26 protein-coding genes and 1 riboswitch are annotated in these 21,411 nt (G+C 67.9%); of the genes, 13 read left to right on the top strand and 13 right to left on the bottom strand.

Going from position 1 to position 21,411, the window contains the following annotated elements; translation table 11 throughout:
* Positions 1-128: 128 nt before the first annotated feature.
* The 5 genes from ASV56_RS01215 (at position 129) to ASV56_RS01195 (ending at position 3,539) form a co-directional block, all read left to right on the top strand.
* A complete protein-coding gene (locus tag ASV56_RS01215; protein ID WP_253879812.1) occupies positions 129-842 on the top strand; it encodes a hypothetical protein in 714 nt (237 codons plus the stop codon).
* The gene (locus ASV56_RS01210) at positions 839-1,696 is read left to right on the top strand and encodes an SDR family oxidoreductase (RefSeq protein ID WP_062560447.1); all 858 of its coding nucleotides are present in this window, start codon (positions 839-841) and stop codon (positions 1,694-1,696) included. The genes ASV56_RS01215 and ASV56_RS01210 overlap by 4 nt, the downstream gene beginning before the upstream one ends.
* Before the next feature lie 14 nt (positions 1,697-1,710).
* Positions 1,711-1,920, top strand: coding sequence for a hypothetical protein (locus ASV56_RS01205; protein WP_062560446.1), 210 nt, complete (start codon positions 1,711-1,713; stop codon positions 1,918-1,920).
* A 162-nt stretch (positions 1,921-2,082) separates the two neighbouring features.
* Complete coding sequence (locus ASV56_RS01200; protein WP_062560445.1) at positions 2,083-2,895, top strand: hypothetical protein; 813 nt, start codon at positions 2,083-2,085, stop codon at positions 2,893-2,895.
* Positions 2,896-3,050: 155 nt separating this feature from the next.
* Entirely contained in the window at positions 3,051-3,539 is a 489-nt protein-coding gene (locus ASV56_RS01195; protein WP_062560444.1) for a YciE/YciF ferroxidase family protein, read from the top strand.
* A gap of 76 nt (positions 3,540-3,615) precedes the next feature.
* On the opposite strand, the gene ASV56_RS01190 is transcribed toward ASV56_RS01195, so the two are convergent.
* Positions 3,616-4,089 (bottom strand): sigma-70 family RNA polymerase sigma factor, encoded by a 474-nt coding sequence (locus ASV56_RS01190; RefSeq protein ID WP_062560443.1) that lies wholly within the window; start codon positions 4,087-4,089, stop codon positions 3,616-3,618.
* A gap of 99 nt (positions 4,090-4,188) precedes the next feature.
* Positions 4,189-4,362 (bottom strand): hypothetical protein, encoded by a 174-nt coding sequence (locus ASV56_RS23915; RefSeq protein ID WP_172823720.1) that lies wholly within the window; start codon positions 4,360-4,362, stop codon positions 4,189-4,191.
* Between the two features lie 279 nt (positions 4,363-4,641).
* Between ASV56_RS23915 and ASV56_RS01180 the strand changes: the two genes are divergently transcribed.
* The gene (locus tag ASV56_RS01180) at positions 4,642-6,018 is read left to right on the top strand and encodes a hypothetical protein (RefSeq protein WP_062560441.1); all 1,377 of its coding nucleotides are present in this window, start codon (positions 4,642-4,644) and stop codon (positions 6,016-6,018) included.
* Positions 6,019-6,092: 74 nt separating this feature from the next.
* Here the strand turns inward: ASV56_RS01180 and ASV56_RS01175 are convergent, their stop codons facing one another.
* The 3 genes from ASV56_RS01175 to ASV56_RS01165 all read right to left on the bottom strand — a co-directional run bounded on the left by ASV56_RS01175 (position 6,093) and on the right by ASV56_RS01165 (position 7,988).
* On the bottom strand, positions 6,093-6,704 hold the full coding sequence (locus ASV56_RS01175; protein ID WP_062560440.1) for a cysteine hydrolase family protein: 612 nt from the start codon (positions 6,702-6,704) through the stop codon (positions 6,093-6,095).
* 124 nt (positions 6,705-6,828) lie between these two features.
* The gene (xth, locus tag ASV56_RS01170; protein WP_062560439.1) at positions 6,829-7,614 is read right to left on the bottom strand and encodes an exodeoxyribonuclease III; all 786 of its coding nucleotides are present in this window, start codon (positions 7,612-7,614) and stop codon (positions 6,829-6,831) included.
* A 38-nt stretch (positions 7,615-7,652) separates the two neighbouring features.
* A complete protein-coding gene (locus tag ASV56_RS01165) occupies positions 7,653-7,988 on the bottom strand; it encodes a HesB/IscA family protein (RefSeq protein WP_172823719.1) in 336 nt (111 codons plus the stop codon).
* A 72-nt stretch (positions 7,989-8,060) separates the two neighbouring features.
* On the opposite strand from ASV56_RS01165, the gene ASV56_RS01160 reads away from it, so the two are divergent.
* Positions 8,061-9,194, top strand: a complete 1,134-nt coding sequence (locus tag ASV56_RS01160; protein WP_062560438.1) for a deoxyguanosinetriphosphate triphosphohydrolase — start codon at positions 8,061-8,063, stop codon at positions 9,192-9,194.
* A gap of 34 nt (positions 9,195-9,228) precedes the next feature.
* Positions 9,229-9,384: riboswitch (FMN riboswitch) on the top strand.
* A gap of 72 nt (positions 9,385-9,456) precedes the next feature.
* Positions 9,457-9,891 carry a 6,7-dimethyl-8-ribityllumazine synthase gene (locus ASV56_RS01155; RefSeq protein WP_062560437.1) on the top strand — a complete coding sequence of 145 codons (435 nt, stop codon included), beginning with the start codon at positions 9,457-9,459 and terminating at the stop codon, positions 9,889-9,891.
* A 101-nt stretch (positions 9,892-9,992) separates the two neighbouring features.
* On the opposite strand, the gene copM is transcribed toward ASV56_RS01155, so the two are convergent.
* Together copM and ASV56_RS01145 are read right to left on the bottom strand one after the other, a co-directional pair.
* A complete protein-coding gene (gene copM, locus ASV56_RS01150) occupies positions 9,993-10,343 on the bottom strand; it encodes a CopM family metallochaperone (RefSeq protein WP_062560436.1) in 351 nt (116 codons plus the stop codon).
* A 67-nt stretch (positions 10,344-10,410) separates the two neighbouring features.
* The gene (locus ASV56_RS01145; RefSeq protein ID WP_253879810.1) at positions 10,411-11,172 is read right to left on the bottom strand and encodes a DMT family transporter; all 762 of its coding nucleotides are present in this window, start codon (positions 11,170-11,172) and stop codon (positions 10,411-10,413) included.
* Positions 11,173-11,378: 206 nt separating this feature from the next.
* On the opposite strand from ASV56_RS01145, the gene ASV56_RS01140 reads away from it, so the two are divergent.
* Both ASV56_RS01140 and ASV56_RS01135 read left to right on the top strand, forming a co-directional pair.
* Positions 11,379-11,801: an OsmC family protein gene (locus ASV56_RS01140; protein ID WP_062560435.1), complete on the top strand. Its 423-nt coding sequence runs from the start codon at positions 11,379-11,381 to the stop codon at positions 11,799-11,801.
* Positions 11,801-12,610, top strand: coding sequence for a transglutaminase-like domain-containing protein (locus ASV56_RS01135; RefSeq protein ID WP_062560434.1), 810 nt, complete (start codon positions 11,801-11,803; stop codon positions 12,608-12,610). The genes ASV56_RS01140 and ASV56_RS01135 overlap by 1 nt, the downstream gene beginning before the upstream one ends.
* A gap of 285 nt (positions 12,611-12,895) precedes the next feature.
* On the opposite strand, the gene ASV56_RS01130 is transcribed toward ASV56_RS01135, so the two are convergent.
* The gene (locus ASV56_RS01130) at positions 12,896-14,491 is read right to left on the bottom strand and encodes a peptide chain release factor 3 (protein WP_062560433.1); all 1,596 of its coding nucleotides are present in this window, start codon (positions 14,489-14,491) and stop codon (positions 12,896-12,898) included.
* Between the two features lie 32 nt (positions 14,492-14,523).
* Entirely contained in the window at positions 14,524-15,273 is a 750-nt protein-coding gene (locus ASV56_RS01125) for an NAD kinase (RefSeq protein WP_062562183.1), read from the bottom strand.
* 146 nt (positions 15,274-15,419) lie between these two features.
* Between ASV56_RS01125 and glyA the strand changes: the two genes are divergently transcribed.
* Positions 15,420-16,703: a serine hydroxymethyltransferase gene (gene glyA, locus ASV56_RS01120; protein WP_062560432.1), complete on the top strand. Its 1,284-nt coding sequence runs from the start codon at positions 15,420-15,422 to the stop codon at positions 16,701-16,703.
* A 173-nt stretch (positions 16,704-16,876) separates the two neighbouring features.
* Here glyA and ASV56_RS01115 read toward each other — a convergent pair whose 3' ends face one another.
* From ASV56_RS01115 to ASV56_RS01105, 3 genes are all read right to left on the bottom strand, one after another.
* Entirely contained in the window at positions 16,877-17,557 is a 681-nt protein-coding gene (locus tag ASV56_RS01115; protein ID WP_062560431.1) for an NAD-dependent deacylase, read from the bottom strand.
* 10 nt (positions 17,558-17,567) lie between these two features.
* Positions 17,568-17,873 (bottom strand): hypothetical protein, encoded by a 306-nt coding sequence (locus tag ASV56_RS01110; protein WP_411969799.1) that lies wholly within the window; start codon positions 17,871-17,873, stop codon positions 17,568-17,570.
* Between the two features lie 176 nt (positions 17,874-18,049).
* On the bottom strand, positions 18,050-18,235 hold the full coding sequence (locus tag ASV56_RS01105; protein ID WP_062560430.1) for a heavy-metal-associated domain-containing protein: 186 nt from the start codon (positions 18,233-18,235) through the stop codon (positions 18,050-18,052).
* A 93-nt stretch (positions 18,236-18,328) separates the two neighbouring features.
* Between ASV56_RS01105 and ASV56_RS01100 the strand changes: the two genes are divergently transcribed.
* Positions 18,329-19,231 (top strand): DMT family transporter, encoded by a 903-nt coding sequence (locus ASV56_RS01100; RefSeq protein WP_062560429.1) that lies wholly within the window; start codon positions 18,329-18,331, stop codon positions 19,229-19,231.
* A gap of 41 nt (positions 19,232-19,272) precedes the next feature.
* Positions 19,273-21,072, top strand: coding sequence for a translation elongation factor 4 (gene lepA / locus ASV56_RS01095; RefSeq protein WP_062560428.1), 1,800 nt, complete (start codon positions 19,273-19,275; stop codon positions 21,070-21,072).
* Here the strand turns inward: lepA and ASV56_RS23910 are convergent.
* On the bottom strand, positions 21,073-21,411 hold a 339-nt coding region (locus ASV56_RS23910), incomplete at its 5' end, for a hypothetical protein (protein ID WP_216635364.1).

The raw sequence follows: 21,411 nt of genomic DNA, 5'->3' as shown, positions 1-21,411 counted from the left end.
CCGGTGCACGGCCCCTCGCGGCCGATCTTCGGCATCGGATCGGGCGACAAGCCGCTGGGATATCGCCCTGCGCGGGAACAAAGCAGCGTCCCGCAGGTTCGCCTTGCATGGGAAAAGGAGGGCTCACCATGACACGTCCTGTCTCCATGGCGCGCTTCGACCTGGCCTGGCCATGGGCCGGAGTTCTGGCCTCGGTGCTCTCGGGGCTGGTGCTGTTCGCGCTCAGCCTGCAGCGCGGCCTGCCGGGGTGGATGCCCCTGAATGCCACGACCCAGGCCTTTTACGGCCCCGAGGTCGCCGGCATCCAGGCGCTGGACCTGGCGCATATCGGGCTTGGCGCGGCGATCCACGTCCTGGCCTGTTTCTTCTGGTCCGGGGTCGCGGTGCTGCTGCTCCGCAAGGCGGCACGCGGCGGGTATCGCCTGGCCTGGCTGGCCGGGCTGGTCACCGCCGCCATCGCGGGCCTGGTGGATTACGGGTTGCTGCCCGAGCGCCTCAGCCCGGGCTGGCACCTGGTCCTGCCGCCGCTTGGCGTGGCCCTGGGCTTTGCCGCCATGGGCGTGGGAATTGCCCTGGGGCTCTGCCTGGCACATGCGCGCGGGCAGCCCGAGACAGTGGCCATGCCCGTAACACCGCCGCGCCGGGCGCCGCCGCTGCTTGCGACAGCACCGGCCCCGCCGGATTCGGCGCTGGAGGACATGCGTCATCCGGCGCCGCATGTGCTGGACCAGCGCCAGCAGCGCATCGACCCCACCGACGCCGTGACCGACGATCCCAACCGCCAGGGCAATGGCATGAAGCAGCCCGGCAATCCCGAAATCGACGAAAGGCCCGACCGATGACCGATTATCCGAAGCCCCCGTTCCCGAAACAGCAGCAATCCCTGCCCGGCAGCTTTCGCAAGATGGACCCGGTGCCCGACCACGGCGAGGAAAGCTGGCGCGGCGCCGGCCGGTTGCAGGGCAAGGTCGCGCTGATCACCGGCGGCGACAGCGGCATCGGCCGCGCCGTCGCCATCGCCTATGCCCGCGAGGGTGCCGACGTGGCGCTGTCCTGGCTGGACGAGACCGAGGATGCCGCCAGCACCGCGGAACTGGTGCGCGAGGCGGGCCGCGACTGCCTGTCGATCCCCGGCGACATTGCCGACCCGGAACATTGCCGCCAGATCGTCGCCCAGGTGGTCGAGCGCTTCGGGCGCCTGGACATTCTGGTCAACAATGCCGCGCATCAGCGGCTGTTCGACAGCATCGAGGAGATCACCGACGAGGAATGGCGCCGCACCTTCGCCGTCAATATCGACGCGATGTTCCACCTGACCAAGGCGGCGGTGCCGCATATGCCCAAGGGCAGCGCCATCATCAACACCGCCTCGATCAATGCCGACAAGCCGAACCCCGGCCTGCTGGCCTATGCCACGACCAAGGGCGCGATCCAGAACTTCACCGCCGGCCTGGCGCAGATGCTGGCCGAACAGGGCATCCGCGTGAACGCGGTCGCGCCCGGCCCGGTCTGGACGCCGCTGATCCCGGCCAGCATGCCGCCCGATGACGTGGCCAATTTCGGCAAGAACTATCCGATGAAGCGCCCGGCCCAGCCGGTCGAGCTGGCCTCGGCCTATGTCATGCTGGCCGAGCCGATGTCGAGCTATGTCTCGGGCGCGACCATCGCCGTCACCGGCGGCGCGCCGATGATCTGAGAAGGAGCACCAGGATGAACAACCGGCTTCTGCTGCTGTTCGGCGGCCTCGCGCTGGGTCTTGCCTGCGCGGCGGCCTGGAACGCCCCGCGCCGGCCCGCGCCCTATCCCCGCATCCGCGCGGCCGGCCGGCGGGAGATGGAGGATCCGCCCCGGCACTGGGATCAGGTCGACGAACAGGGCGACGAATCCTTTCCCGCCAGCGACCCGCCCGGGAATTACTGACCGCCACAGCGACCAAAAATCCCTGCCCTGCCGGGCTGCTGGGGCGTGGACGGCGCTTGGCCGCCCAGCCGCATGGCGTCCCGCCGCCGGGCAGGAAAGCGGGAACATTCCGGGCCCTTGCCGGTTCAGCCCTCCCGCAGCATGAACAGCAAGGAGAAAGAGATGAGACAGCTACTGCTCAGCACCGCCGTCCTGGCGGCTCTTGGCCTGGGGGCCGCGCAGGCCCAGGATGCCCCCGCCCAGCCCGCGCCCGCGCCCGCGACGCAGGAGAGCGCACCGGCCGCCACCGCTGCCCCCACCATCGCGCCGCCCGAAGGCTATGTGAACAGCGACGCCGTCCTGACCACGGACAACCTGCAAGGCGCAACGGTCTATGATGCCGCCGGCGACGATATCGGCGAGGTGCACGGGCTGGTCTTTGCCGACGGCAGCACCTCGCTGGGCGAGGCCGATGCAGCGGCACCGGCCGCGACCGACGCGGCCCCTGCAACAACCCCCGCCCCCGCGACAACCCCCGACCCCGCAACGACCCCCGACCCCGCGACGACCCCCGACCCCGCGACCGGCGCCACCGGCTCGGAAAGCACCGGCATGGCAGGGGCGCAGACATCGGACGTGGCCAAGGACAACGACTCGACCAACATGGCCAGCGGCACGGACACCGGCGACAATGACCGGATCGAGAACGTCGGCTCGGACAGCAGCACGGTGACGCCGACCGATGCCACCACCCCTCCGGCGCAAGAAGCCGCCGGGAGCACGCCGGCCGGCGGGACCTCGGTCGAGATCAGCCATGCCATCATCGACGTGGGCGGCTTCCTGGGCATGGGCGAGCACCGCGTCGCCGTGCCGGTCGATGACCTAGTGGCCTACAGCAAGGATGACGACCTGCGCATCTACCTGCCCTGGACCCGCGAGCAGCTGGAAGCCCTGCCCGAGTTCGACGAGGACGGCCCCGCCCCCGTAAGCCAGTGATCGCGCGTATTCCCCGCCGGCCGCCTGCGACAGGCGCCACGCCAGAAAGCGGCCGACCGGCGCGGGCCTTGGCTGGAACATTTCGCCCCTTGGCAGGTTCCATCTGCGCGAAACCGTCCGGTCCCGCGCCGGGCTTCACCAGGAAGGAAATCCCGATGGCTGAGAAGCTTCTTGACGATCTGTTCCACGACACCCTGAAAGACATCTACTATGCCGAGCGCCAGATTCTGAAGGCGCTTCCCAAGATGGCGCGCGGGGCCCAGTCCGAGCGGCTGCGCGAGGCTTTCGAGACGCACCGCGAACAGACCCAGACCCATGTCGAGCGTTTGCAGCAGGTGTTCGAGATCTTGGGCAAATCGCCGCGCGGCAAGACCTGCCCGGCCATCGACGGCATCATCGAGGAAGGCGAGGAGGTCATGTCCGCCTTCAAGGGCGCCCCGGCGCTGGATGCCGGCCTGATCGCCGCCGCGCAGGCGGTCGAGCATTACGAGATCGCCCGCTATGGCACGCTGCGGCAATGGGCGCAGCAGCTGGGCCTGAAGGACGCGGCCGCCCTGCTGTCCCAGACGCTGGACGAGGAATCGCAGACCGACGAGCTGCTGACCGAGATCGCCGAAAGCGAGACCAATCGCGAAGCGGCCTGACCGCCCGGCTTTCCGCAAGGAAGCGGCCCCGCCTGCCAGGCGGGGCCGCTTCGCCAGCGCCTCCGTCGGCGCGTCGTCACAGCGTCGGTTCCAGCGCCTTTCGCAGGATCCCGCGCGCACGGTTCACCCGGCTTTTGATGGTGCCGATGTCGCAGTCCAGGATGCGTGCCGCGTCGATATAGGTTTCGCCCAGGGCACCGACCAGGATGATCGCCTCGCGGTAATGCACCGGCATCTTGTTCAGCGCGTCATGCAATTCGGTCGCCTGCATGTGCCATTCCTGGTCGGGCTTGACCTGCGGAACCAGCGAGGCGCAATCGGCGGCCCCGGTGCGCTCGCGGGCGGATTTCTTGCAATTGGTGAAAAAGCGGTTGCGCATGATGGTAAAAAGCCAGGCGCGCATATTGGTGCCTGGCTGATACTGGCGCGCGTGCTCAATGGCGCGCAACAAGGTTTCTTGCACCAGATCGTCGCCGTCGAGCGATGACCTGCAAAGCGCGCGCGCATAGGCTCGCAGCGCAGGAATATAGCCAAGTATGTCGTCTGACATTGCAGCCTTCGCGATCATCGGGTGATAGCCGGGACTCAATGCCTCAGGCGGGAGATAGTTCCGCCGCCTCCGGCCGACAACCGCCTGCTACAGCGGCGTTCAGCCTTCCTTGATCTCGCGACTCAGGCGCGCGTTCTGCAGCGCCTCCTCCAGACGCTTCGCCAACTCGCGCAGGCGCGGGGAAATCGGCTCCTTCTCCGCCTGCACCAGCAGTTCGGAAAGCGCCTTCTCGAGTTCGGGGTCCACGCGCTGCCCGCCGTCGCCATTGGCCATCTGAGATTCCATTACTCCTCGAAACTTAGCTTATTTTAATCTGCTTGCGCGCAATGGCGAGCCTTTCGAATCGATTTTCCGCAACTGTTGCAGTTCGGGTCGGCCATTTCCCGCGACAGCCGCCACGCAAGGCCGAAGGCGGGCGTTTTCAGGGGCTTGCCGCAAGGCCCGAAACACCCGCCGCGGCATCGCCCGTGCTGCCCGGCAAGAACGCATTTTTGCGCGGGAACATTCGCGCCGCGCACCGGTTCAACCGCCCCACAGCATGGAGGCGATGACATGGCGCGTGAGACCGAGACCCCCAGCACTACCCCGGACCCATCCGAGGACGCGACGCCCCAGGACGACGGCACCCCGTCCGAGTCGCCGGCCACCGGCGCACAGGAGCAAAAGGCCGGCGACGACGGCTTTGCCCTGCTGCGCGAACATCATAAGACGCTTCGCGCGCTGCTTGGCGAGGCCGCCGAGGTCAGCGATGCCGCGACGGCCGAGGACGTGCTGCCGAAACTGGCGACGGCCTGGGCCGATCATGCCCGGGCGCATGGCTGGCTCTACGACGCCGGGATCGAGGCCGGATTGCAGGAATTTCCCCTGCTGACCGATCTCGCCGTCGAGACGGACCTGGTGTCCTTCCTGCTCGGCCGGGCCGGGCAGGATCTGGACGAGGCGCTGCAACCGGCGGCGCTGCGGGTCTCTACCCGGATGATCCGCGAAATCATCGAACGCGAGGAGAAGCCGCGCAGCGGACTTCTCGCCAAGGCCAAGGCGGCCGGGGTCGAACCCGCCGCCCTGGGCAGGCGCATCGGCGCCCGCACGAAGACGCCGTCCCGCGCGGACGGCGAGACCAGGCCGCAACTGCGGCACCTTACGGCAAATCAGGAGGACATCATGCCGAGGAACTCGAACATGCCGGAACGCGACGACCGCGGACGCTTTGTCAGCGACGACGATTATGGTGGCCGTGGCGGTTCCGGCGGCCGGGGCCGTGATGACGACGACCGCGATCGCGACAGCCGCGGCCGCTTCACCAGCGACCGCGACGATGACCGCTATTCCTCGCGCGGGCGTTCCTCGCGCCGGGATGACGACGACCGCGACCGTGACAGCCGGGGCCGCTTCACCAGCGACCGCGACGACGACCGCTATTCCTCGCGCGGGCGTTCCAGCCGCGACGACGACCGCGACCGCGACAGCCGGGGCCGCTTTACCAGCGACCGCGACGACGATCGCCGTTACGCGGCCTCGCGGCGCGATGACGACGACCGCCGCAGCTATTCGCGCGGCCGCGACGACGACTATTCGCGCGACCGCGGCCAAGGCGGCTGGTTCGGCGATTCCGAAGGCCATGCCGAGGCGGCCCGCCGCGGCTGGGACCATCGCCGCGACGATGACGACGACCGCTATTCCTCGCGCGGGCGCTCCAGCCGCGACGACGACGACCGCGACCGCGACAGCCGGGGCCGCTTCACCAGCGACCGCGACGACGACCGCCGCAGCTATTCGCGCGGCCGCGACGACGACTATTCGCGCGACCGCGGCCAGGGCGGCTGGTTCGGCGATTCCCGCGGCCATGCCGAGGCGGCGCGCCGCGGCTGGGACAACCGCCGCGACGATGACGACGACGACCGCCGCTCGTCGTCGCGCGGGCGCCGCTGATCAGGACAAGAGGGGGGCCACAAGGCCCCCTTTCCCTTTCCGGCCAGACGGCGCGCGACTTGTGCGCCTGGCCGTTACTCCGGTCGCCAGGCCTCCAGTGCCTCTTCCAGGCAGACGGTCTCGATCTGATGCGAAAAGCGTTGGCGATAAAGCGTCATTCCCGCGTCATGGCCCGCATCCGTGGACGAGCAAAGCGCATCGGCGACCAGCACCACCCGATATCCCAGGTCGACCGCACCCAGCACGGTGGCAAGCACGCAGACGTCGGTTTCGCCGCCGCTGACCAGCAGGGCCGAAATCCCGGCACCGCGCAGGAACCGATGCAGGCTGCCATCGTGCCAGGGCGAATAGACCGCCTTGTCGACGACCCGCGCCGGAGGCGTGTGCCGCGCCAGTTCCGGCAGCAGGTCGAGCCAGGACCGGTCGAGGTTTTCGCGCAGCATCCCCGGCCAGCCGGCGTAATAGCGCGCCCAGCTGCCCGGCGCGTGATCCAGCCGCACCGGCGGGATGAAGCGGGTAAAGACCGTGCGCGCCGGCTGGGCCTCGACGAGGGTGGCGACGGCCGGCCGGGTCTTCTGGATCCACGGCACCGCCCAGGGCGAGCCGGGCGCGAACAGCTTCTGCATGTCGACGCAAAGATGCAGCGTCTCGGGCCCCAGCGGGCCGAACCGGAGGTCTTTCGCCATCACATCACCTGACCGGAGAGATCTGGAGGCGAACCAACGCAGAGGTCGATTGGTTCCGGCGCGTTGGCGGAGAACCGGGCCGCAGCGGCGCGGAAGGCGCGCGGCCCCACGGATCTGAACCCGCTCAGGCGTCCAAGTCGACCCAGACCGGGACGTGGTCGCTGGGCTTGTCCTTGGCGCGTTCGTCGCGGTCGATGCCCAGGTCGATCAGCAGGTCGGCGGCCTGCGGCGACAGCAGCACATGGTCGATGCGGATGCCGTCGTCCCTTTGCCAGGCGCCGGCCTGATAGTCCCAGAAGGTGAAGGGCCCGCGCGTCGCATCCGGGTCGCGCAGGCGCACCGCATCGGTCCAGCCGTCGAACAGGATGCGGCGCAGCGCGGCGCGGCTTTCGGGCTGGAACAGCGCGTCATTCCGCCATTTCTCGGGCCGGGCGGCATCGCGCGTCTCGGGAATGACGTTGTAGTCGCCCAGCATCACCGCCGGCATCTCGCTGTCCAGAAGCCGTCGCGCCTGGGCCTGCAGCCGCGCCATCCAGGCCAGCTTGTAGTCGAACTTCGGCCCGGGCTGCGGATTGCCGTTGGGCAGGTAGAGCCCGGCGACACGCACGGCGCGGGTGCCCAGCACCGTCGCCTCGATATAGCGCGACTGCTCGTCGATGTCGTCGCCCGGCAAGCCACGCGCCACATCCTCGAGCGGCAGCTTCGACAGGATGGCGACGCCGTTGAAGCCCTTTTGCCCATGCGTCTCGATATTGTAGCCGAGATCGGCGATGGGCTCGCGCGGAAAGCCCTCGTCCTGGCACTTGATCTCTTGCAGGACCACGACGTCGGGCTGGGCCTCGGAAAGCCAGCCGGTCAGGGTCTCGATCCGGGCGCGGACGCCGTTGATGTTGAATGTCGCGATTTTCATGCCGCGCAGGTTAGCGGCCCGCGCCGGCCCGCGCCAGATCAGATCGAAAACGAGGTGCCGCAGCCGCAGGACGAACTGGCGTTCGGGTTGTCGATGGTGAAGCGCGCCCCGATCAGCTCATCGGCAAAGTCGATGGTAGCGCCGGCCAGGAAAGGCAGCGACACCGGGTCGACCACCACGGTCTGGCCGCCGCCTTGCAGCAGCAAGTCATCCTCGGCCGCGTCGTCCAGCCGGATGTCGTATTGAAAGCCCGAGCAGCCGCCGCCCGCCACCGCGACCCGCAAGGGCCGCGCCGGGCCGCCCTCGTTGATCTCGGCCAGGCGCTGGAAGGCGCGCTCGGTCACCTTCGGGGGCAGGTTCAGTTCCACGTTCATGGGGCGTTCCCGTTTCCGTCGTCAGGCATGGAATATAGGGTTCGCCGCAAACGCCTGCAAGGAACGGACGAGATGACGGCCCCCTATGCCTGCCAGCCCGAAGAAAGCCGCGGCCGCCGCTGGCCCGAGCGCATGTCCACCTTTCGCAGCCCCTGGCAGCGCGACCGCGACCGCATCATCCATTCCTCGGCCTTTCGCCGGCTCAAGCACAAGACCCAGGTCTTCGTCGAGCACGAGGGCGACTATTACCGCACCCGCCTGACCCATACGATCGAGGTGGCGCAGGTCGCCCGCACCATCGCCGGCACGCTGGGCCTGAACACCGACCTGGCCGAGACGGTGGCGCTGGCCCATGACCTCGGCCACCCGCCCTTCGGCCATACCGGCGAGGATGCGCTGGCGGCGCTGATGGCGCCCTATGGCGGCTTCGACCACAATGCCCAGGCGCTGCGCATCGTGACGAAACTGGAACGCCACTACGCCGATTTCGACGGGCTGAACCTGACCTGGGAAAGCCTGGAGGGCATCGCCAAGCATAACGGCCCCGTCACCGGTCCCCTGCCCTATGCCCTGGCCGAGGTGAACGCGGAATGGGATCTGGAACTGCACACCAACGCCAGCGCCGAGGCGCAGGTGGCGGCGGTGGCCGACGACGTGGCCTATAACCACCACGACCTGCACGACGGCTTGCGCGCCGGTCTCTTCTCCGAGGCCGACCTGGCCGAGCTGCCGGTGGTGGGCGAGGCCTTCGCGCGGGTCGATGCGCTGCACCCGGGCCTGGAACCGATGCGGCGCCGGCACGAGGCGCTGCGCCGGGTCTTCGGCGTGATGGTCGAGGACGTGATCGCCGTCGCCCAGAACCGCCTCGCCAGCCTGCAGCCGCAAAGCGCGGACGACATCCGCGCCATGGAGGGGCCGATCATCCGCTTCTCGAAGCCGCTCTACCAGAACCTCAAGGCGATCAAGCTGTTCCTGTTCCAGCGCATGTATCGCGCCCCCACCGTGGTGGTCGAGCGCCGGCGCGTGACCGAGATGCTGAACGGCCTCTTCCCGCTGTTTCTGAACGACCCCTCGAAAATGCCCGAGCACTGGTTCCAGGCCGCCGAGACGGCGGCGGACGAGACGCAGCGGGCGCGAATCGTCCTCGATTATGTCGCAGGCATGACGGACCGTTTCGCGATTCAAGAGGCCGAGCGGCTGCTCTGACCCTTGCATCGCGCGCGCCCTGCTGGCATCAAGGCCGGGTTCTCAGGGCGGGGCGGAATTCCCCACCGGCGGTAAGCAGCGATGCAAGCCCGCGAGCGCCTTGCCCCGGCTGGTCTGGCCGGATCAGGGGTCAGCAGACCAGGTGCGATTCCTGGGCCGACGGTCACAGTCCGGATGAAAGAGAGCGTGCGAGCCGCCCCCAAGGGGCGCGGCCCTCATGTGATCGCCTTGGGTGACGTGTCACTTGGAAAGGAGATCCCGCATGACACACACCCGCTATGCCTTTATCAAGGCGAACTGGCATTCCGACATCGTCGACCAGGCGCTGGAAGGCTTCTGCGAAATCGTGCCGCGCGACCAGGTCGACGTCTTCGACGTCCCCGGCGCCTTCGAGATGCCGCTTCTGGCCCGCGACCTGGCGCAGACCGGCCGCTACGGCGCCGTGGCCTGCGCCGCGCTGGTGGTGGACGGCGGCATCTATCGCCACGATTTCGTCGCCCAGGCCGTGGTCGACGGGCTGATGCGCGCCGGCATGGACAGCGGCGTCCCGGTGCTCTCGGTGTCGCTGACCCCGCATCACTACCAGGAAACCGAGCATCACACCGCCATCTTCCGCGAGCATTTCGTGAAGAAGGGCCGCGAGGCCGCCCAGGCGGCGACCCGGATCGTGGCGGTCCGGGCGGCGATCAAGGCCTGACCCCCGGCGGGACGGCGCAGGCTCCCGCCTTCACTGTTTCGAAAATACTCACGGGGGCGTGGGGGCAGTCGGCCCCCACCGCCGGCCGGGCCGGGACGCGGCTATTCGGCCTTGTCATGCGCCTTCAGCCATTCCTGCATCTGCGCGATCTCGGCGCTCTGGGCCTCGATGACCTCCTGGGCCAGCTTGCGCACCTCCGGATCCTTGCCGTGCTCCAGCGCCACCTTGGCCATGTCGATGGCGGCCTGGTGATGCGGGATCATGCCGCGCATGAAATCGACATCGGCATCGCCGCTGTAGTCGATCATCATGTCTTCATGCATCTTCTCCATGACCTGCTCATAGGCCGCGTCCGAGGCCGAGCCGCCGTCATGGCCGGCATGCGCCGCCGGCTCCTGCGCCAGGGCGGGCGCGGCCAGCAGGGCTGCCAGGGCGAAGGGGATGATACGCATGGGATTCTCCTTGTGTCTGCGCCGCCATGCAAGCGCGGCGCGCGCATCCGGGCAAGTGACAAAGCCGTCAGCGCAGGAAGATCAGCGCCATGCCGGCGACCGCCAGCGCCGCCCCCGCCCATGACGTGGCCGAAGGCCGCGCCCCGGTCATCGCCCAGAGCACCGGCAGGATCAGCACCGGCGACAGCGCCGACAGCGTCGAGACGATGCCGACCTTGCCGCCCTGCAAGGCGAACATCAGCAGCGTCATGCCGGTGACCATGGCGATCAGCCCCGACAGCGCCGTCAGCAGCAGCACCCGCGGCGACGGCCGGCCCAGCGGCTTCACGGCGCGGATCGGCAGCGCCATCAGCAGCATCAGGCAAGCGACCGCGACCGCCACCCGGATCAGCGAGGCGACATAGGGGTCGAAGCCCTCGGCCATGACCGGCCGCGCGATCAGCGACCCCAGCGCCTGCCCCGCCGCCGCCAGCAGGCCGAAGCCGGCTCCGACCCAGACCGAGCCCTGCACCGCCTCGAAGCGATGCCCGCCGGCGCGGCCCGGCCGGCCCAGCACCGCCATGGCGACGCCCAGCGTGGACAGCACCACGCCCAGCACGGCGGCCGGGGACAGCGCCTCGCCCAGGGCGAGCCAGCCCATCAGCGCCGCCATCGGCGCGTTCATGGCGAACAGCGCCCCCGAGCGGCGCGGGCCCAGCCGGATCAGCGCCACGTGAAGCAGCGTATCGCCCAGGAAGATGCCGACGATGCCCGACAGCGACAGCCGCCACAGGTCGGCCGCGGCGATGCCGTGCCAGCGCCCGGTCGCCAGCACGATCACGGCCAGCATGGCCGCCACCATAGCCTGGCGCAGCCGGTTGCGACAGCATCCCGGTGATGGCCCAGCAGGCGGCCGCACCCAGCGCCGCCAGTTCGTGCAGCGGCATGCGTCTCCCCTTCCCCTGCTTGCCGGCCGGCATAGGCCGGCGGGTGAAACCGCGCAAGCCGTCGCGCGTTGTGCCCCCGACCCCATCGCAGCAAACCGGAGGACGGATCATGATCGTGAACTATGGCTCGGCGAAATGGCAGGGCGGGCTCAAGGACGGCAAGGGCGTGATCTCGACCAAATCGGGCGCGCTCTCGGACCAGCCCTATGGCTTCAACACCCGCTTCGAGGGCAAGCCCGGCACCAACCCCGAGGAGCTGATCGGCGCCGCCCATGCCGCCTGCTTCAGCATGGCGCTGTCGAAGATCCTGGCCGAGGCCGGGGTGACGGAGGTAACCATCCAGACCACCTCGAAGATCGGCCTCGACCAGGAAGGCGACGGCTTCGCGATCAAGACCGCGCATCTCAGCACCACCATCACCGGCACGGGCGACAAGGCCGTGATCGAGGACGCCGCCCGCAAGGCCGAAAAGGGCTGCCCGGTCAGCAAGGTGCTGAATGCCGAGATCACCATGGAGGTGACGGTCGCCTGATGCTGATCCGCTATGGCTATCGCATCACACTGGAATCCGCCGCGCCGCTGCCGCTGATCGCGCAGCTGACGGCGCGCCCGGAACGCCGGCTGGACCTGCGCGCGCCCGAGGCGTTCCGCACCGATCCCGCCGTGCCGCATGCGACCCATATCGACATGTTCGGCAACCTGCGCACCCGGCTGACCGCTCCGGGCGGGTGCTTCACGCTGGAAAGCGATGCGGTGATCGCCGACAGCGGCCTGCCCGACCCGGTGTTTCCCGCGGCCGAGGAAAGCCCGGTCGAGGCCCTGCCCGACGCGGTGCTGCCCTATCTCGCCGCCAGCCGCTATTGCGAGACCGATCTCCTGGGCGAACTGGCCTGGGATCTGTTCGGCCAGGTGGCCCCGGGCTGGGCGCGGGTGCAGGCGATCTGCGACTTTGCCCATGCCCATCTGGCCTTCAGCTATGGCGATGCGGACCAGTTCCGCACCGCCCACAGCGCCTATGCCGAGCGCAAGGGCGTGTGCCGAGACTTCGCGCATCTGGCCATTACGCTGTGCCGCTGCCTGAATATCCCGGCGCGCTATGCCTTCGGCCACCTGGGCGACATCGGTGTGCCGAAAAGCCCCGATCCGATGGATTTCGCCGCCTGGATGCATGTCTGGCTGTCGGGCCGCTGGTGGACCTTCGACCCGCGCAACAACGCGCCGCGCATCGGCCGCATCACCATCGGCCACGGCAGGGATGCCGCCGACGCCGCCCTGATCTCGAGCTTCGGCACGCATGAACTGCGCGAGTTCACGGTCTGGACGGATGAGGTGGCGGATTAGGGCAGGTCGGCAAGCGCGGGGTGGCCGTTCCATTGCGCACACTAAGCCGGCGGCCGGGAATCAGGTTCCGCTGGAAGTCGATCCGCTTGGACTTATCGGCCGCGATCAGTCACGCCGGTCCCGGCATAGGTCAGAAATCCGCGCAAAGCCGTGGGCGGCATGCCGCACTCCGCTCCACGCCATGCACATGCTCAATTTGCCTCCACGCAGCAAGGCGGCCTTTCTGCGCCGACTCTGCAAGGCCGGATGGCAACCATGCAGGCCGCAAAGGCCTCCTGCTGCGTCTCAGACCATCATCTCCTTCGTCGCCGTCAGCTTCAGCTCGGGATGGTCGCGCCCGACGCGGTCGATGTCCCATTGTAGCCGCGTCAGATAGACCAGGTCGCCGTCATGGTCCTGCGCCATATGGCCCTTGTTCGCCTGGGCAAAGGCCTCGACCTTGTCCTTGGGCCCGGCGACCCAGCGCGCGCTGGTGAATTGCGACGATTCAAACCGCACCGGCAGGCCGTATTCGATCTCGATCCGGCTGGCCAGCACCTCGAATTGCAGCGCGCCGACCACGCCGACGATGAAGCCCGAACCGATCATCGGCTTGAACACCTTGGCCGCGCCCTCCTCGGCGAATTGCATCAGCGCCTTTTCCAGATGCTTGGCCTTCATCGGATCGCCCGCGCGCACGGTCTGCAAAAGCTCGGGCGCGAAACTGGGGATGCCGGTAAAGCGCAGCGCCTCGCCCTCGGTCAGCGCGTCGCCGATGCGCAATTGGCCGTGGTTCGGGATGCCGATGATGTCGCCCGCCCAAGCCTCCTCGGCCAGCTCGCGGTCGGCGGCCAGGAACAGCACCGGATTCGAGACCGCCATCGGCTTCTTCGAGCGCACATGCAGCAGCTTCATCCCACGCTCGAAATGTCCCGAGGCCAGGCGCACGAAGGCCACCCGGTCGCGGTGCTTGGGGTCCATATTGGCCTGCACCTTGAAGACGAAGCCGGTCACCGGGTTTTCCTCGGGCGAGATCTGGCGCTCGGCGGCGTTCTGCGGCTGCGGCGCCGGGCCGAACTCGCCGATGCCGGTCATCAGCTCCTTGACGCCGAAGCTGTTGATCGCCGAGCCGAACCAGATCGGCGTCATGTGCCCCTCCAGGAAGGACTGGCGGTCGAAGGCGGGCAGCAGTTCGCGCGCCATCTCCAGCTCTTCGCGCAGCTTCGCCAGCTGCTCGGCCGGCACATGCTCGGCCAGCTTGGGGTCGTCGAGCCCGGTGATCTGCACCGTCTCCGCGACCTTGTTGCGGTCGGCGCGGTCCATGATCTCTAGCCGGTCGTGCAAGAGGTCATAGGCACCGATGAAGTCGCGGCCCATGCCGATGGGCCAGCTGACCGGCGCCACGTCGATGGCCAGATTCTCCTGGATCTCGTCGATGATCTCAAAGGTGTCGCGGCTCTCGCGGTCCATCTTGTTGCAGAAGGTCAGGATCGGCAGGTCGCGCAGCCGGCAGACCTCGAACAGCTTGCGGGTCTGGCTTTCCACCCCCTTGGCGCCGTCGATGACCATGATCGCGGCGTCCACCGCGGTCAGCGTGCGATAGGTGTCCTCGGAAAAGTCGCTGTGGCCGGGCGTGTCCACCAGGTTGAAGCGGTATTCGCCGAACTCGAAGCTCATGGCGGAGGCCGAGACCGAGATGCCGCGGTCCTGCTCCATCTTCATGAAGTCCGAGCGGGTGCGCCGCGCCTCGCCCTTGGCGCGGACCTGGCCGGCCATCTGGATCGCGCCGCCGAACAGCAGGAACTTCTCGGTCAGCGTGGTCTTGCCGGCGTCCGGGTGCGAGATGATCGCGAAGGTCCGGCGGCGGGCGATTTCGGGCGGAAGAATGGGGGCGTTGCTCATGCCCGGCCCTTTACCCTGCCCCGGTCACGGCCTCAAACGAATTGTTCGCGCATCAGCCGTTCCTCCAGCCCGTGGCCGGGGTCGAACAGCAAGCGGTGGCTGACCGAGGTTTCCGAGCGCACCTCGACCCACAAGACCGAATCGACGCCGCGCGAATCGGCATCGGCCATGACCGGGCGCTTGTCGGGTTCCAGCACGTCGAAGCGCAGCGTCGCGGCGCTGGGCAGGATGGCGCCGCGCCAGCGCCGGGGCCGGAAGGCGGCAATGGCGGTCAGAGCCAGCACGTCGCTGCCCAAGGGCAGGATCGGCCCGTTCGCCGAATAATTATAGGCGGTCGAACCCGCCGGGGTCGACAGCAGCGCCCCGTCGCAGACCAGTTCCGGCATGCGCACCGTGCCGTTCACGCTGATCTGCAGCCGCGCCGCCTGCGGGCCGGCGCGCAACATGCTGACCTCGTTGATCGCCAGCGCGCAATGCTCGTGCCCGTCGGTGGTGCCGGCGGTCATCGCCAGCGGGTGGATCACCGTCTCCTCGGCCTCGGCGATGCGGGCCGTCAGGTCATGGACCGAGTAGTTGTTCATCAGGAAGCCGATGGTGCCGCGGTTCATGCCATAGACCGGCAGCCCGCGATTCTGATGCATCACCGACAGCATCAGCCCGTCGCCGCCCAGGGCGACGATCACCTCGGCCTCGCGCAGCGGCACATGGCCATAGCGCTCGGACAGCGTCTCGGCGGCGGTGACGGCGGTTTCGGTGCTCGAGGCGATGAAATGCAGCTTCATGCCCGCCATCATGGCGCCGGGCGGCGCGGGCGCAAGACCCTTTGGCATATGGGATAATCTACCGAACCCGCGTCGCATCCGTCCTAGCGGGACGCGGCAAAAGCCGCTAGAACCCGGCCGAGCCGTCTTTTTGCATGAGGGACAAGATGACCGACACCGGATTTTTCACCGAAACACTCGACAGCCGCGACCCTGCGATTTTCGGGGCGATCCGTCAGGAGCTTGGCCGGCAGCGCGACGAGATCGAGCTGATCGCGTCCGAGAACATCGTCTCGAAGGCGGTGCTCGAGGCGCAGGGCTCGGTCCTGACCAACAAATACGCCGAGGGCTACCCGGGCAAGCGCTATTACGGCGGCTGCCAATATGTCGACATCGTCGAGGACCTGGCGATCGAGCGCGCCAAGCAACTGTTCGACTGCGGCTTCGCCAATGTGCAGCCGAATTCGGGCAGCCAGATGAACCAGGCCGTGTTCCTGGCGCTGCTCAGCCCCGGCGACACCTTCATGGGGCTCGACCTCAATTCGGGCGGCCACCTGACGCATGGCTCGCCGGTCAACATGTCGGGCAAGTGGTTCAACGTCGTCAGCTACGGCGTGCGCCAGCAGGACCAGCTGCTGGACATGGAGGACGTGCGGAAAAAGGCGCATGAGCACAAGCCCAAGCTGATCGTCGCCGGCGGCACCGCTTACAGCCGCATCTGGGACTGGGCCGAGTTCCGCAAGATCGCCGACGAGGTCGGCGCCTACCTGATGGTCGACATGGCCCATATCGCGGGCCTGGTGGCGGGCGGCCAGCATCCCTCGCCCTTGCCGCATGCCCATGTCGTGACCACGACGACGCATAAATCCCTGCGCGGCCCGCGCGGCGGCATGGTGCTGACCAACGATGCCGAGATCGCGAAGAAGATCAACTCGGCGGTGTTCCCCGGCCTGCAGGGCGGCCCCTTGATGCATGTGATCGCGGCCAAGGCGGTGGCCTTCGGCGAGGCGCTGCGCCCGGGCTTTCGCGATTACGCGGCCCAGGTGGTGAAGAACGCGCAGGCCATGGCCGACGAGCTGATGAAGGGCGGCATCGACATCGTCTCGGGCGGCACCGACAACCACCTGTGCCTGGCCGATCTGCGTCCCAAGGGCGTGACCGGCAAGGCGACCGAGGCGGCGCTGGGTCGGGCGCATATCACCTGCAACAAGAACGGCGTGCCCTTCGACCCCGAGAAGCCCTTCGTGACCTCGGGCGTGCGCTTGGGCGCGCCGGCCGGCACCACGCGCGGCTTCGGCGAGGCGGAGTTCCGCCAGATCGCGCGCTGGATCGTCGAGGTGGTGGACGGGCTGGCCTCGAACGGCGAGGCCGGCAACGCCGAGGTCGAGGCCCGCGTCAAGGCCGAGGTCGAGGCGCTCTGCGCGAAATTCCCGCTGTACAAGGGCATGTGAGGACATCGCGCGGGGGGCGACCCCGCGCTGCAGGACCGGCGCGGCGGCGGGGCAAATGGCCCGGCCGCCGCGTTGCGTTTCGGGGTTTTCTCGGCCACGCGGCCGCGATCGCTCTGCGCAGGGCCGCGCCGCCCTTCACGGACGGGTCGCCATCCCCGTTCCCGCCCCGCGCCTCAACGGCACAGCGTCGCGACCCACTCCGGCACGACCCGCGTCGCGGGGCCGGTCAGCCGCTCGCCGAAATCGCCCGCGACGGCCGAGGCGGCAAGGTTCAGCTCGACCGTGCGCGCCCCGGCGCGGCGCGCGTGCTGCGCCAGCCCCGCCGCCGGATAGACCTGGCCCGAGGTGCCGATGGCGGCAAAGATCTCGGCCGTCTCGACCGCCTCCCAGATCCGCTCCATGTGATAGGGAATCTCGCCGAACCAGACGATGTCGGGCCGCGTCTGCGGCGCGCCGCAACCCGGGCAGGCATCCGACACGCGCATGACCAGCGCGGCCGGCCAGCGATGGCCGCAAGCCGCGCAAAGCGCGCCGAGCAGGCTGCCGTGCATGTGGATGACCTCGGCCGAGCCGCCGCGCTCGTGCAGGTCGTCGACGTTCTGGGTGATCAGCGTAACCTGGTGGTGCCGGGCCAGTTCCGCCAGCGCCCGATGCGCGGCATTGGGCTGGGCGCGGGCGGCATCGGCCCGGCGGGTGTTGTAGAAGCGATGCACCAGCGCGGGGTCGCGGCGAAAGCCCTCGGGCGTCGCCACGTCCTCGATGCGGTGCTCCTCCCACAGCCCGTCGGTGGCGCGGAACGTCCTGATCCCGCTTTCGGCCGAGATCCCGGCCCCGGTCAGCACCGCGATGCGCATCGGATCATCCTCAGCGCGCGCAATAGGCCTCGGCCGCTGACGCGAAATTCTTGTAGCGCGCCCAGAAGGCGTTGTCGGAATCGCTTTTCGACATGCGCACCTCCTGCGCCGCATCCGCATCGCGGAAGAAGCGCGCGGCGCGGCGCTGGTCGGCGCGCGACAGCGTCTGGTCGGCAACCTGCTGGATGCAGCCGCAGGTCTGGCGGTTGCTGGCGCCGCGATCCGACCGCATGCAGGCGGAATCGATGGGACCGGCGACGGCAAGCGGCGCGGTCAGGACCACCGCGGCGGCGGCGATCATCAGGCGGTTCATCATCTCTGTCTCCTCGGCTCCTGCCACGGCGATGGGGTTCATGCCCCTTTGAGGCCGCAGATCTTATCCGCAGGACTCTAGCAGAAGCCCGCTCTCGGCTCAATCGCGCGGCCGTGACCACGGATCGCGGCGGCGCGAGGGCAGAGACGCAAGATATGCGCCAGGCTCGCCGCTGCCGCTCAGGCCGGCTGCGGCGTATAGCCGGCGTCGCGAATCACCTGCGCGGCGCGCTCGGGCTCCAGCCCCTCGACGCTGACGCTGCGCGCGGCCAGGTCGGTCGCCGCCCTGCCGCCGGCCTCGGCCACGGCCTTTTCGATGGCGGCGGTGCAATGGCCGCAGCTCATGTCCTCGACGCGGAATTTCATTCGCCCATCCTTTCGCTCGGCCGCTGATCTGCCTATGATCGCGGCAAGGCGCCACCGGCGCAATTCCCCCCTTTAGCACGAAGGCTGCGGCTGATGGTCACCGAAAATTTCCGCGGCGCGATCCTGATGGTCGTCTCGATGGTGCTGTTCGCCTTCGAGGACATGTTCATCAAGCTGCTCTCGGCCGAGCTGCCCTTTGCGCAGGTGCTGGGCCTGATCGGGCTTCTGGGCTTCCTGGCCTTCGCCGCCATGCTGAAGCTCAAGGGCGGGCGGCTGTTCACCCGCGACCTGATGCGCCCCATCGTGCTGTTCCGCGGCTTGATGGAGGCGGTGGGCTCGATCGGCATCGTGGTGGCGCTGGCGCTGACCGAGCTGTCCTCGACCTCGGCGATCATGCAGGCGCTGCCCCTGGCCATCGTGCTGGGCGCGGCGCTGTTTCTGGGCGAGCCGGTCGGCTGGCGGCGCTGGAGCGCGATCATCGCGGGCTTTCTCGGCGTGCTCTTGGTGATCCGGCCGGGGCTGGCGGGGTTCCAGCCGGTGTCGCTGATGGCGCTGCTGGCGGTGCTGGGCCTGGCGGCGCGCGACATCGCCACCCGCCGCGTGCCCGCGCATATCCATTCCGACCAGCTGGCCGCCTCGGCCTTCTTCGCCATCCTGGTCGCCTCGGTGCTGATGGGGCTGGTGCTGGGGCAGGACTTCGTCATGCCGAGCCCGCGGCAATGGCTGCTGTTTCTGGCCTGCATCACCGTCGGCGTCGGCGGCTATGCGCTGCTGGTCGCCGCCACCCGGCTGGGCGAGGCCTCGGCGCTCGCGCCCTATCGCTATGCCCGGCTGGTCTTTGCCCTGATCCTCGCCTTCCTGGTCTTCGCCGAGCGGCCCGACACGCTGACCCTGACCGGCGCCGCGATCATCGTCGCCTCGGGCTGCTACATGATGTGGCGCGAGGCGGCGCTGCGCCGGCGGCAGCTGCGCGAAGCCGGCTTCGCGACGCTCTGAAACCCCTTTCCGCAACGCCAAAGCCCCTGTATAGCCCGGCCATGACCGACCTTGACCTCATCCGCAATTTCTCGATCGTGGCCCATATCGACCACGGCAAATCCACCCTGGCCGACCGCCTGATCCAGCTGACGGGGACGGTGGCCGAACGCGACATGAAGGCCCAGCTGCTCGACAGCATGGACATCGAGCGCGAGCGCGGCATCACCATCAAGGCCAACACCGTGCGCATCGAATATCCCGCGCGCGACGGGCGCACCTATGTGCTGAACCTGATCGACACCCCCGGCCACGTCGATTTCGCCTATGAGGTCAGCCGCTCGATGCGCGCGGTCGAGGGCTCGCTCTTGGTCGTCGATGCCAGCCAGGGCGTCGAGGCGCAGACGCTCGCCAACGTCTACCAGGCCATCGACGCCGGGCACGAGATCGTGCCGGTGCTGAACAAGATCGACCTGCCGGCCGCGGAACCCGAGCGGGTCAAGGAAAACATCGAGGAAGTCATCGGCATCGACGCCTCGGACGCGATCCCGATCTCGGCCAAGACCGGCCTCGGCATCCCCGACGTGCTGGAGGCCATCGTCACCCGCCTGCCCGCCCCCAAGGGCGACCGCAACGCGCCGCTGAAGGCGATGCTGGTCGATTCGTGGTATGACGCCTATCTGGGCGTGGTGGTGATGATCCGCGTCATGGACGGCGTGGTGAAAAAGGGCGACCGCATCCGCATGATGCAGACCAATGCCGTCTACGGCATCGACAAGCTCGCCGTGCTGCGCCCGCAGATGCAGGACATCGCCGAACTGGGCCCGGGCGAGATCGGCGTGCTGACCGCCTCGATCAAGCAGGTCCGCGACACCCGCGTCGGCGACACCATCACCCACGAACGCAAGGGCACCGACACGCCGCTGCCGGGCTTCAAGCCGGCGCAGCCGGTGGTGTTCTGCGGCCTCTTCCCGGTCGATGCCAACGATTTCGAGGCCCTGCGCGACGCCATCGAGAAGCTGGCGCTGAACGACGCGAGCTTCTCCTACGAGATGGAGACCTCGGCCGCCTTGGGCTTCGGCTTCCGCTGCGGCTTCCTGGGCCTGCTGCACCTGGAGGTGATCCGCGACCGGCTGGAACGCGAATACGACCTCGACCTGATCACCACCGCGCCCTCGGTGGTGTTCCGCCTGCACATGAAGGACGGCGAGGTGCGCGAACTGCACAACCCCGCCGACATGCCCGACCTGACCTATGTCGACCATATCGAGGAGCCGCGCATCAAGGCCACGATCATGGTGCCCGACGAATACCTGGGCGACGTGCTGAAGCTGTGCCAGGACCGCCGCGGCATCCAGATGGACCTGACCTATGCCGGCAACCGCGCCATGGTGGTCTATGACCTTCCCTTGGCCGAGGTGGTGTTCGACTTCTATGACCGGCTGAAATCGGTGACCAAGGGCTATGCCAGCTTCGACTACCAGCTTTCGGAATACCGCGAGGATTTCCTGGTCAAGATGTCGATCCTGGTGAACGACGAGCCGGTCGATGCGCTGTCGATCATGGTGCACCGCGACCGGGCGGAATCGCGCGGCCGGGTCATGGTCGAAAAGCTGAAAGAACTGATCCCGCGCCACATGTTCAAGATCCCGATCCAGGCCGCGATCGGCTCGCGCGTGATCGCGCGCGAGACGCTGTCGGCGATGCGCAAGGACGTGACCGCGAAATGCTACGGCGGCGACGCGACGCGCAAGAAGAAGCTGCTGGAGAAGCAGAAGGCCGGCAAGAAGAAGATGCGCCAGTTCGGCAAGGTCGAGATCCCGCAGACGGCGTTTATTCAGGCGCTGAAGATGGATGGGTGATTACTCAGTCATGGCAATGCCTTCAAGAATTTCGTGGACAGATTTAGGTTGCAATGCCCAGCGATAAGCTGGGTGAACCTCCCACTTATAGCCAAAGTCAACAAATTGACTTTGAAGCAGACGGTTTTGGTCAAACTGTGTCCAACGGATCTTGCCGTCTGGACCTTCATCTCGAGCGATGATGAAGTCTATTTTATATAGAAATTCCGCAAGGGATTTTGGGCTCACTGATTTTTTTGAAGTGAAGCTAAAACTATGATTTTGACATATGTTATTTATTTTGTTTATCAATTCGTCATTAGTGTACAGCCATCTTTTATCCCGGTCGTTAGCTCTCTT

The organism is Paracoccus aminovorans (assembly GCF_001546115.1).
Taxonomy (GTDB): Bacteria; Pseudomonadota; Alphaproteobacteria; order Rhodobacterales; family Rhodobacteraceae; genus Paracoccus; species Paracoccus aminovorans_B.
The sequence above is the reverse complement of the archived record's forward strand: the minus strand, read 5'-3'. Positions and strand labels throughout refer to the sequence as shown.

What these genes read in the sequence shown, in the direction of transcription:
- ASV56_RS01215 (WP_253879812.1), top strand. Translation starts at nt 129, where the DNA reads ATGACACGTCCTGTCTCCATGGCGCGCTTCGACCTGGCCTGGCCATGG.
- ASV56_RS01210 (WP_062560447.1), top strand. Translation starts at nt 839, where the DNA reads ATGACCGATTATCCGAAGCCCCCGTTCCCGAAACAGCAGCAATCCCTG.
- ASV56_RS01205 (WP_062560446.1), top strand. Translation starts at nt 1,711, where the DNA reads ATGAACAACCGGCTTCTGCTGCTGTTCGGCGGCCTCGCGCTGGGTCTT.
- ASV56_RS01200 (WP_062560445.1), top strand. Translation starts at nt 2,083, where the DNA reads ATGAGACAGCTACTGCTCAGCACCGCCGTCCTGGCGGCTCTTGGCCTG.
- ASV56_RS01195 (WP_062560444.1), top strand. Translation starts at nt 3,051, where the DNA reads ATGGCTGAGAAGCTTCTTGACGATCTGTTCCACGACACCCTGAAAGAC.
- ASV56_RS01190 (WP_062560443.1), bottom strand. Translation starts at nt 4,089, where the DNA reads ATGTCAGACGACATACTTGGCTATATTCCTGCGCTGCGAGCCTATGCG.
- ASV56_RS23915 (WP_172823720.1), bottom strand. Translation starts at nt 4,362, where the DNA reads ATGGCCAATGGCGACGGCGGGCAGCGCGTGGACCCCGAACTCGAGAAG.
- ASV56_RS01180 (WP_062560441.1), top strand. Translation starts at nt 4,642, where the DNA reads ATGGCGCGTGAGACCGAGACCCCCAGCACTACCCCGGACCCATCCGAG.
- ASV56_RS01175 (WP_062560440.1), bottom strand. Translation starts at nt 6,704, where the DNA reads ATGGCGAAAGACCTCCGGTTCGGCCCGCTGGGGCCCGAGACGCTGCAT.
- xth (WP_062560439.1), bottom strand. Translation starts at nt 7,614, where the DNA reads ATGAAAATCGCGACATTCAACATCAACGGCGTCCGCGCCCGGATCGAG.
- ASV56_RS01165 (WP_172823719.1), bottom strand. Translation starts at nt 7,988, where the DNA reads ATGAACGTGGAACTGAACCTGCCCCCGAAGGTGACCGAGCGCGCCTTC.
- ASV56_RS01160 (WP_062560438.1), top strand. Translation starts at nt 8,061, where the DNA reads ATGACGGCCCCCTATGCCTGCCAGCCCGAAGAAAGCCGCGGCCGCCGC.
- ASV56_RS01155 (WP_062560437.1), top strand. Translation starts at nt 9,457, where the DNA reads ATGACACACACCCGCTATGCCTTTATCAAGGCGAACTGGCATTCCGAC.
- copM (WP_062560436.1), bottom strand. Translation starts at nt 10,343, where the DNA reads ATGCGTATCATCCCCTTCGCCCTGGCAGCCCTGCTGGCCGCGCCCGCC.
- ASV56_RS01145 (WP_253879810.1), bottom strand. Translation starts at nt 11,172, where the DNA reads ATGCTGGCCGTGATCGTGCTGGCGACCGGGCGCTGGCACGGCATCGCC.
- ASV56_RS01140 (WP_062560435.1), top strand. Translation starts at nt 11,379, where the DNA reads ATGATCGTGAACTATGGCTCGGCGAAATGGCAGGGCGGGCTCAAGGAC.
- ASV56_RS01135 (WP_062560434.1), top strand. Translation starts at nt 11,801, where the DNA reads ATGCTGATCCGCTATGGCTATCGCATCACACTGGAATCCGCCGCGCCG.
- ASV56_RS01130 (WP_062560433.1), bottom strand. Translation starts at nt 14,491, where the DNA reads ATGAGCAACGCCCCCATTCTTCCGCCCGAAATCGCCCGCCGCCGGACC.
- ASV56_RS01125 (WP_062562183.1), bottom strand. Translation starts at nt 15,273, where the DNA reads ATGAAGCTGCATTTCATCGCCTCGAGCACCGAAACCGCCGTCACCGCC.
- glyA (WP_062560432.1), top strand. Translation starts at nt 15,420, where the DNA reads ATGACCGACACCGGATTTTTCACCGAAACACTCGACAGCCGCGACCCT.
- ASV56_RS01115 (WP_062560431.1), bottom strand. Translation starts at nt 17,557, where the DNA reads ATGCGCATCGCGGTGCTGACCGGGGCCGGGATCTCGGCCGAAAGCGGG.
- ASV56_RS01110 (WP_411969799.1), bottom strand. Translation starts at nt 17,873, where the DNA reads ATGATGAACCGCCTGATGATCGCCGCCGCCGCGGTGGTCCTGACCGCG.
- ASV56_RS01105 (WP_062560430.1), bottom strand. Translation starts at nt 18,235, where the DNA reads ATGAAATTCCGCGTCGAGGACATGAGCTGCGGCCATTGCACCGCCGCC.
- ASV56_RS01100 (WP_062560429.1), top strand. Translation starts at nt 18,329, where the DNA reads ATGGTCACCGAAAATTTCCGCGGCGCGATCCTGATGGTCGTCTCGATG.
- lepA (WP_062560428.1), top strand. Translation starts at nt 19,273, where the DNA reads ATGACCGACCTTGACCTCATCCGCAATTTCTCGATCGTGGCCCATATC.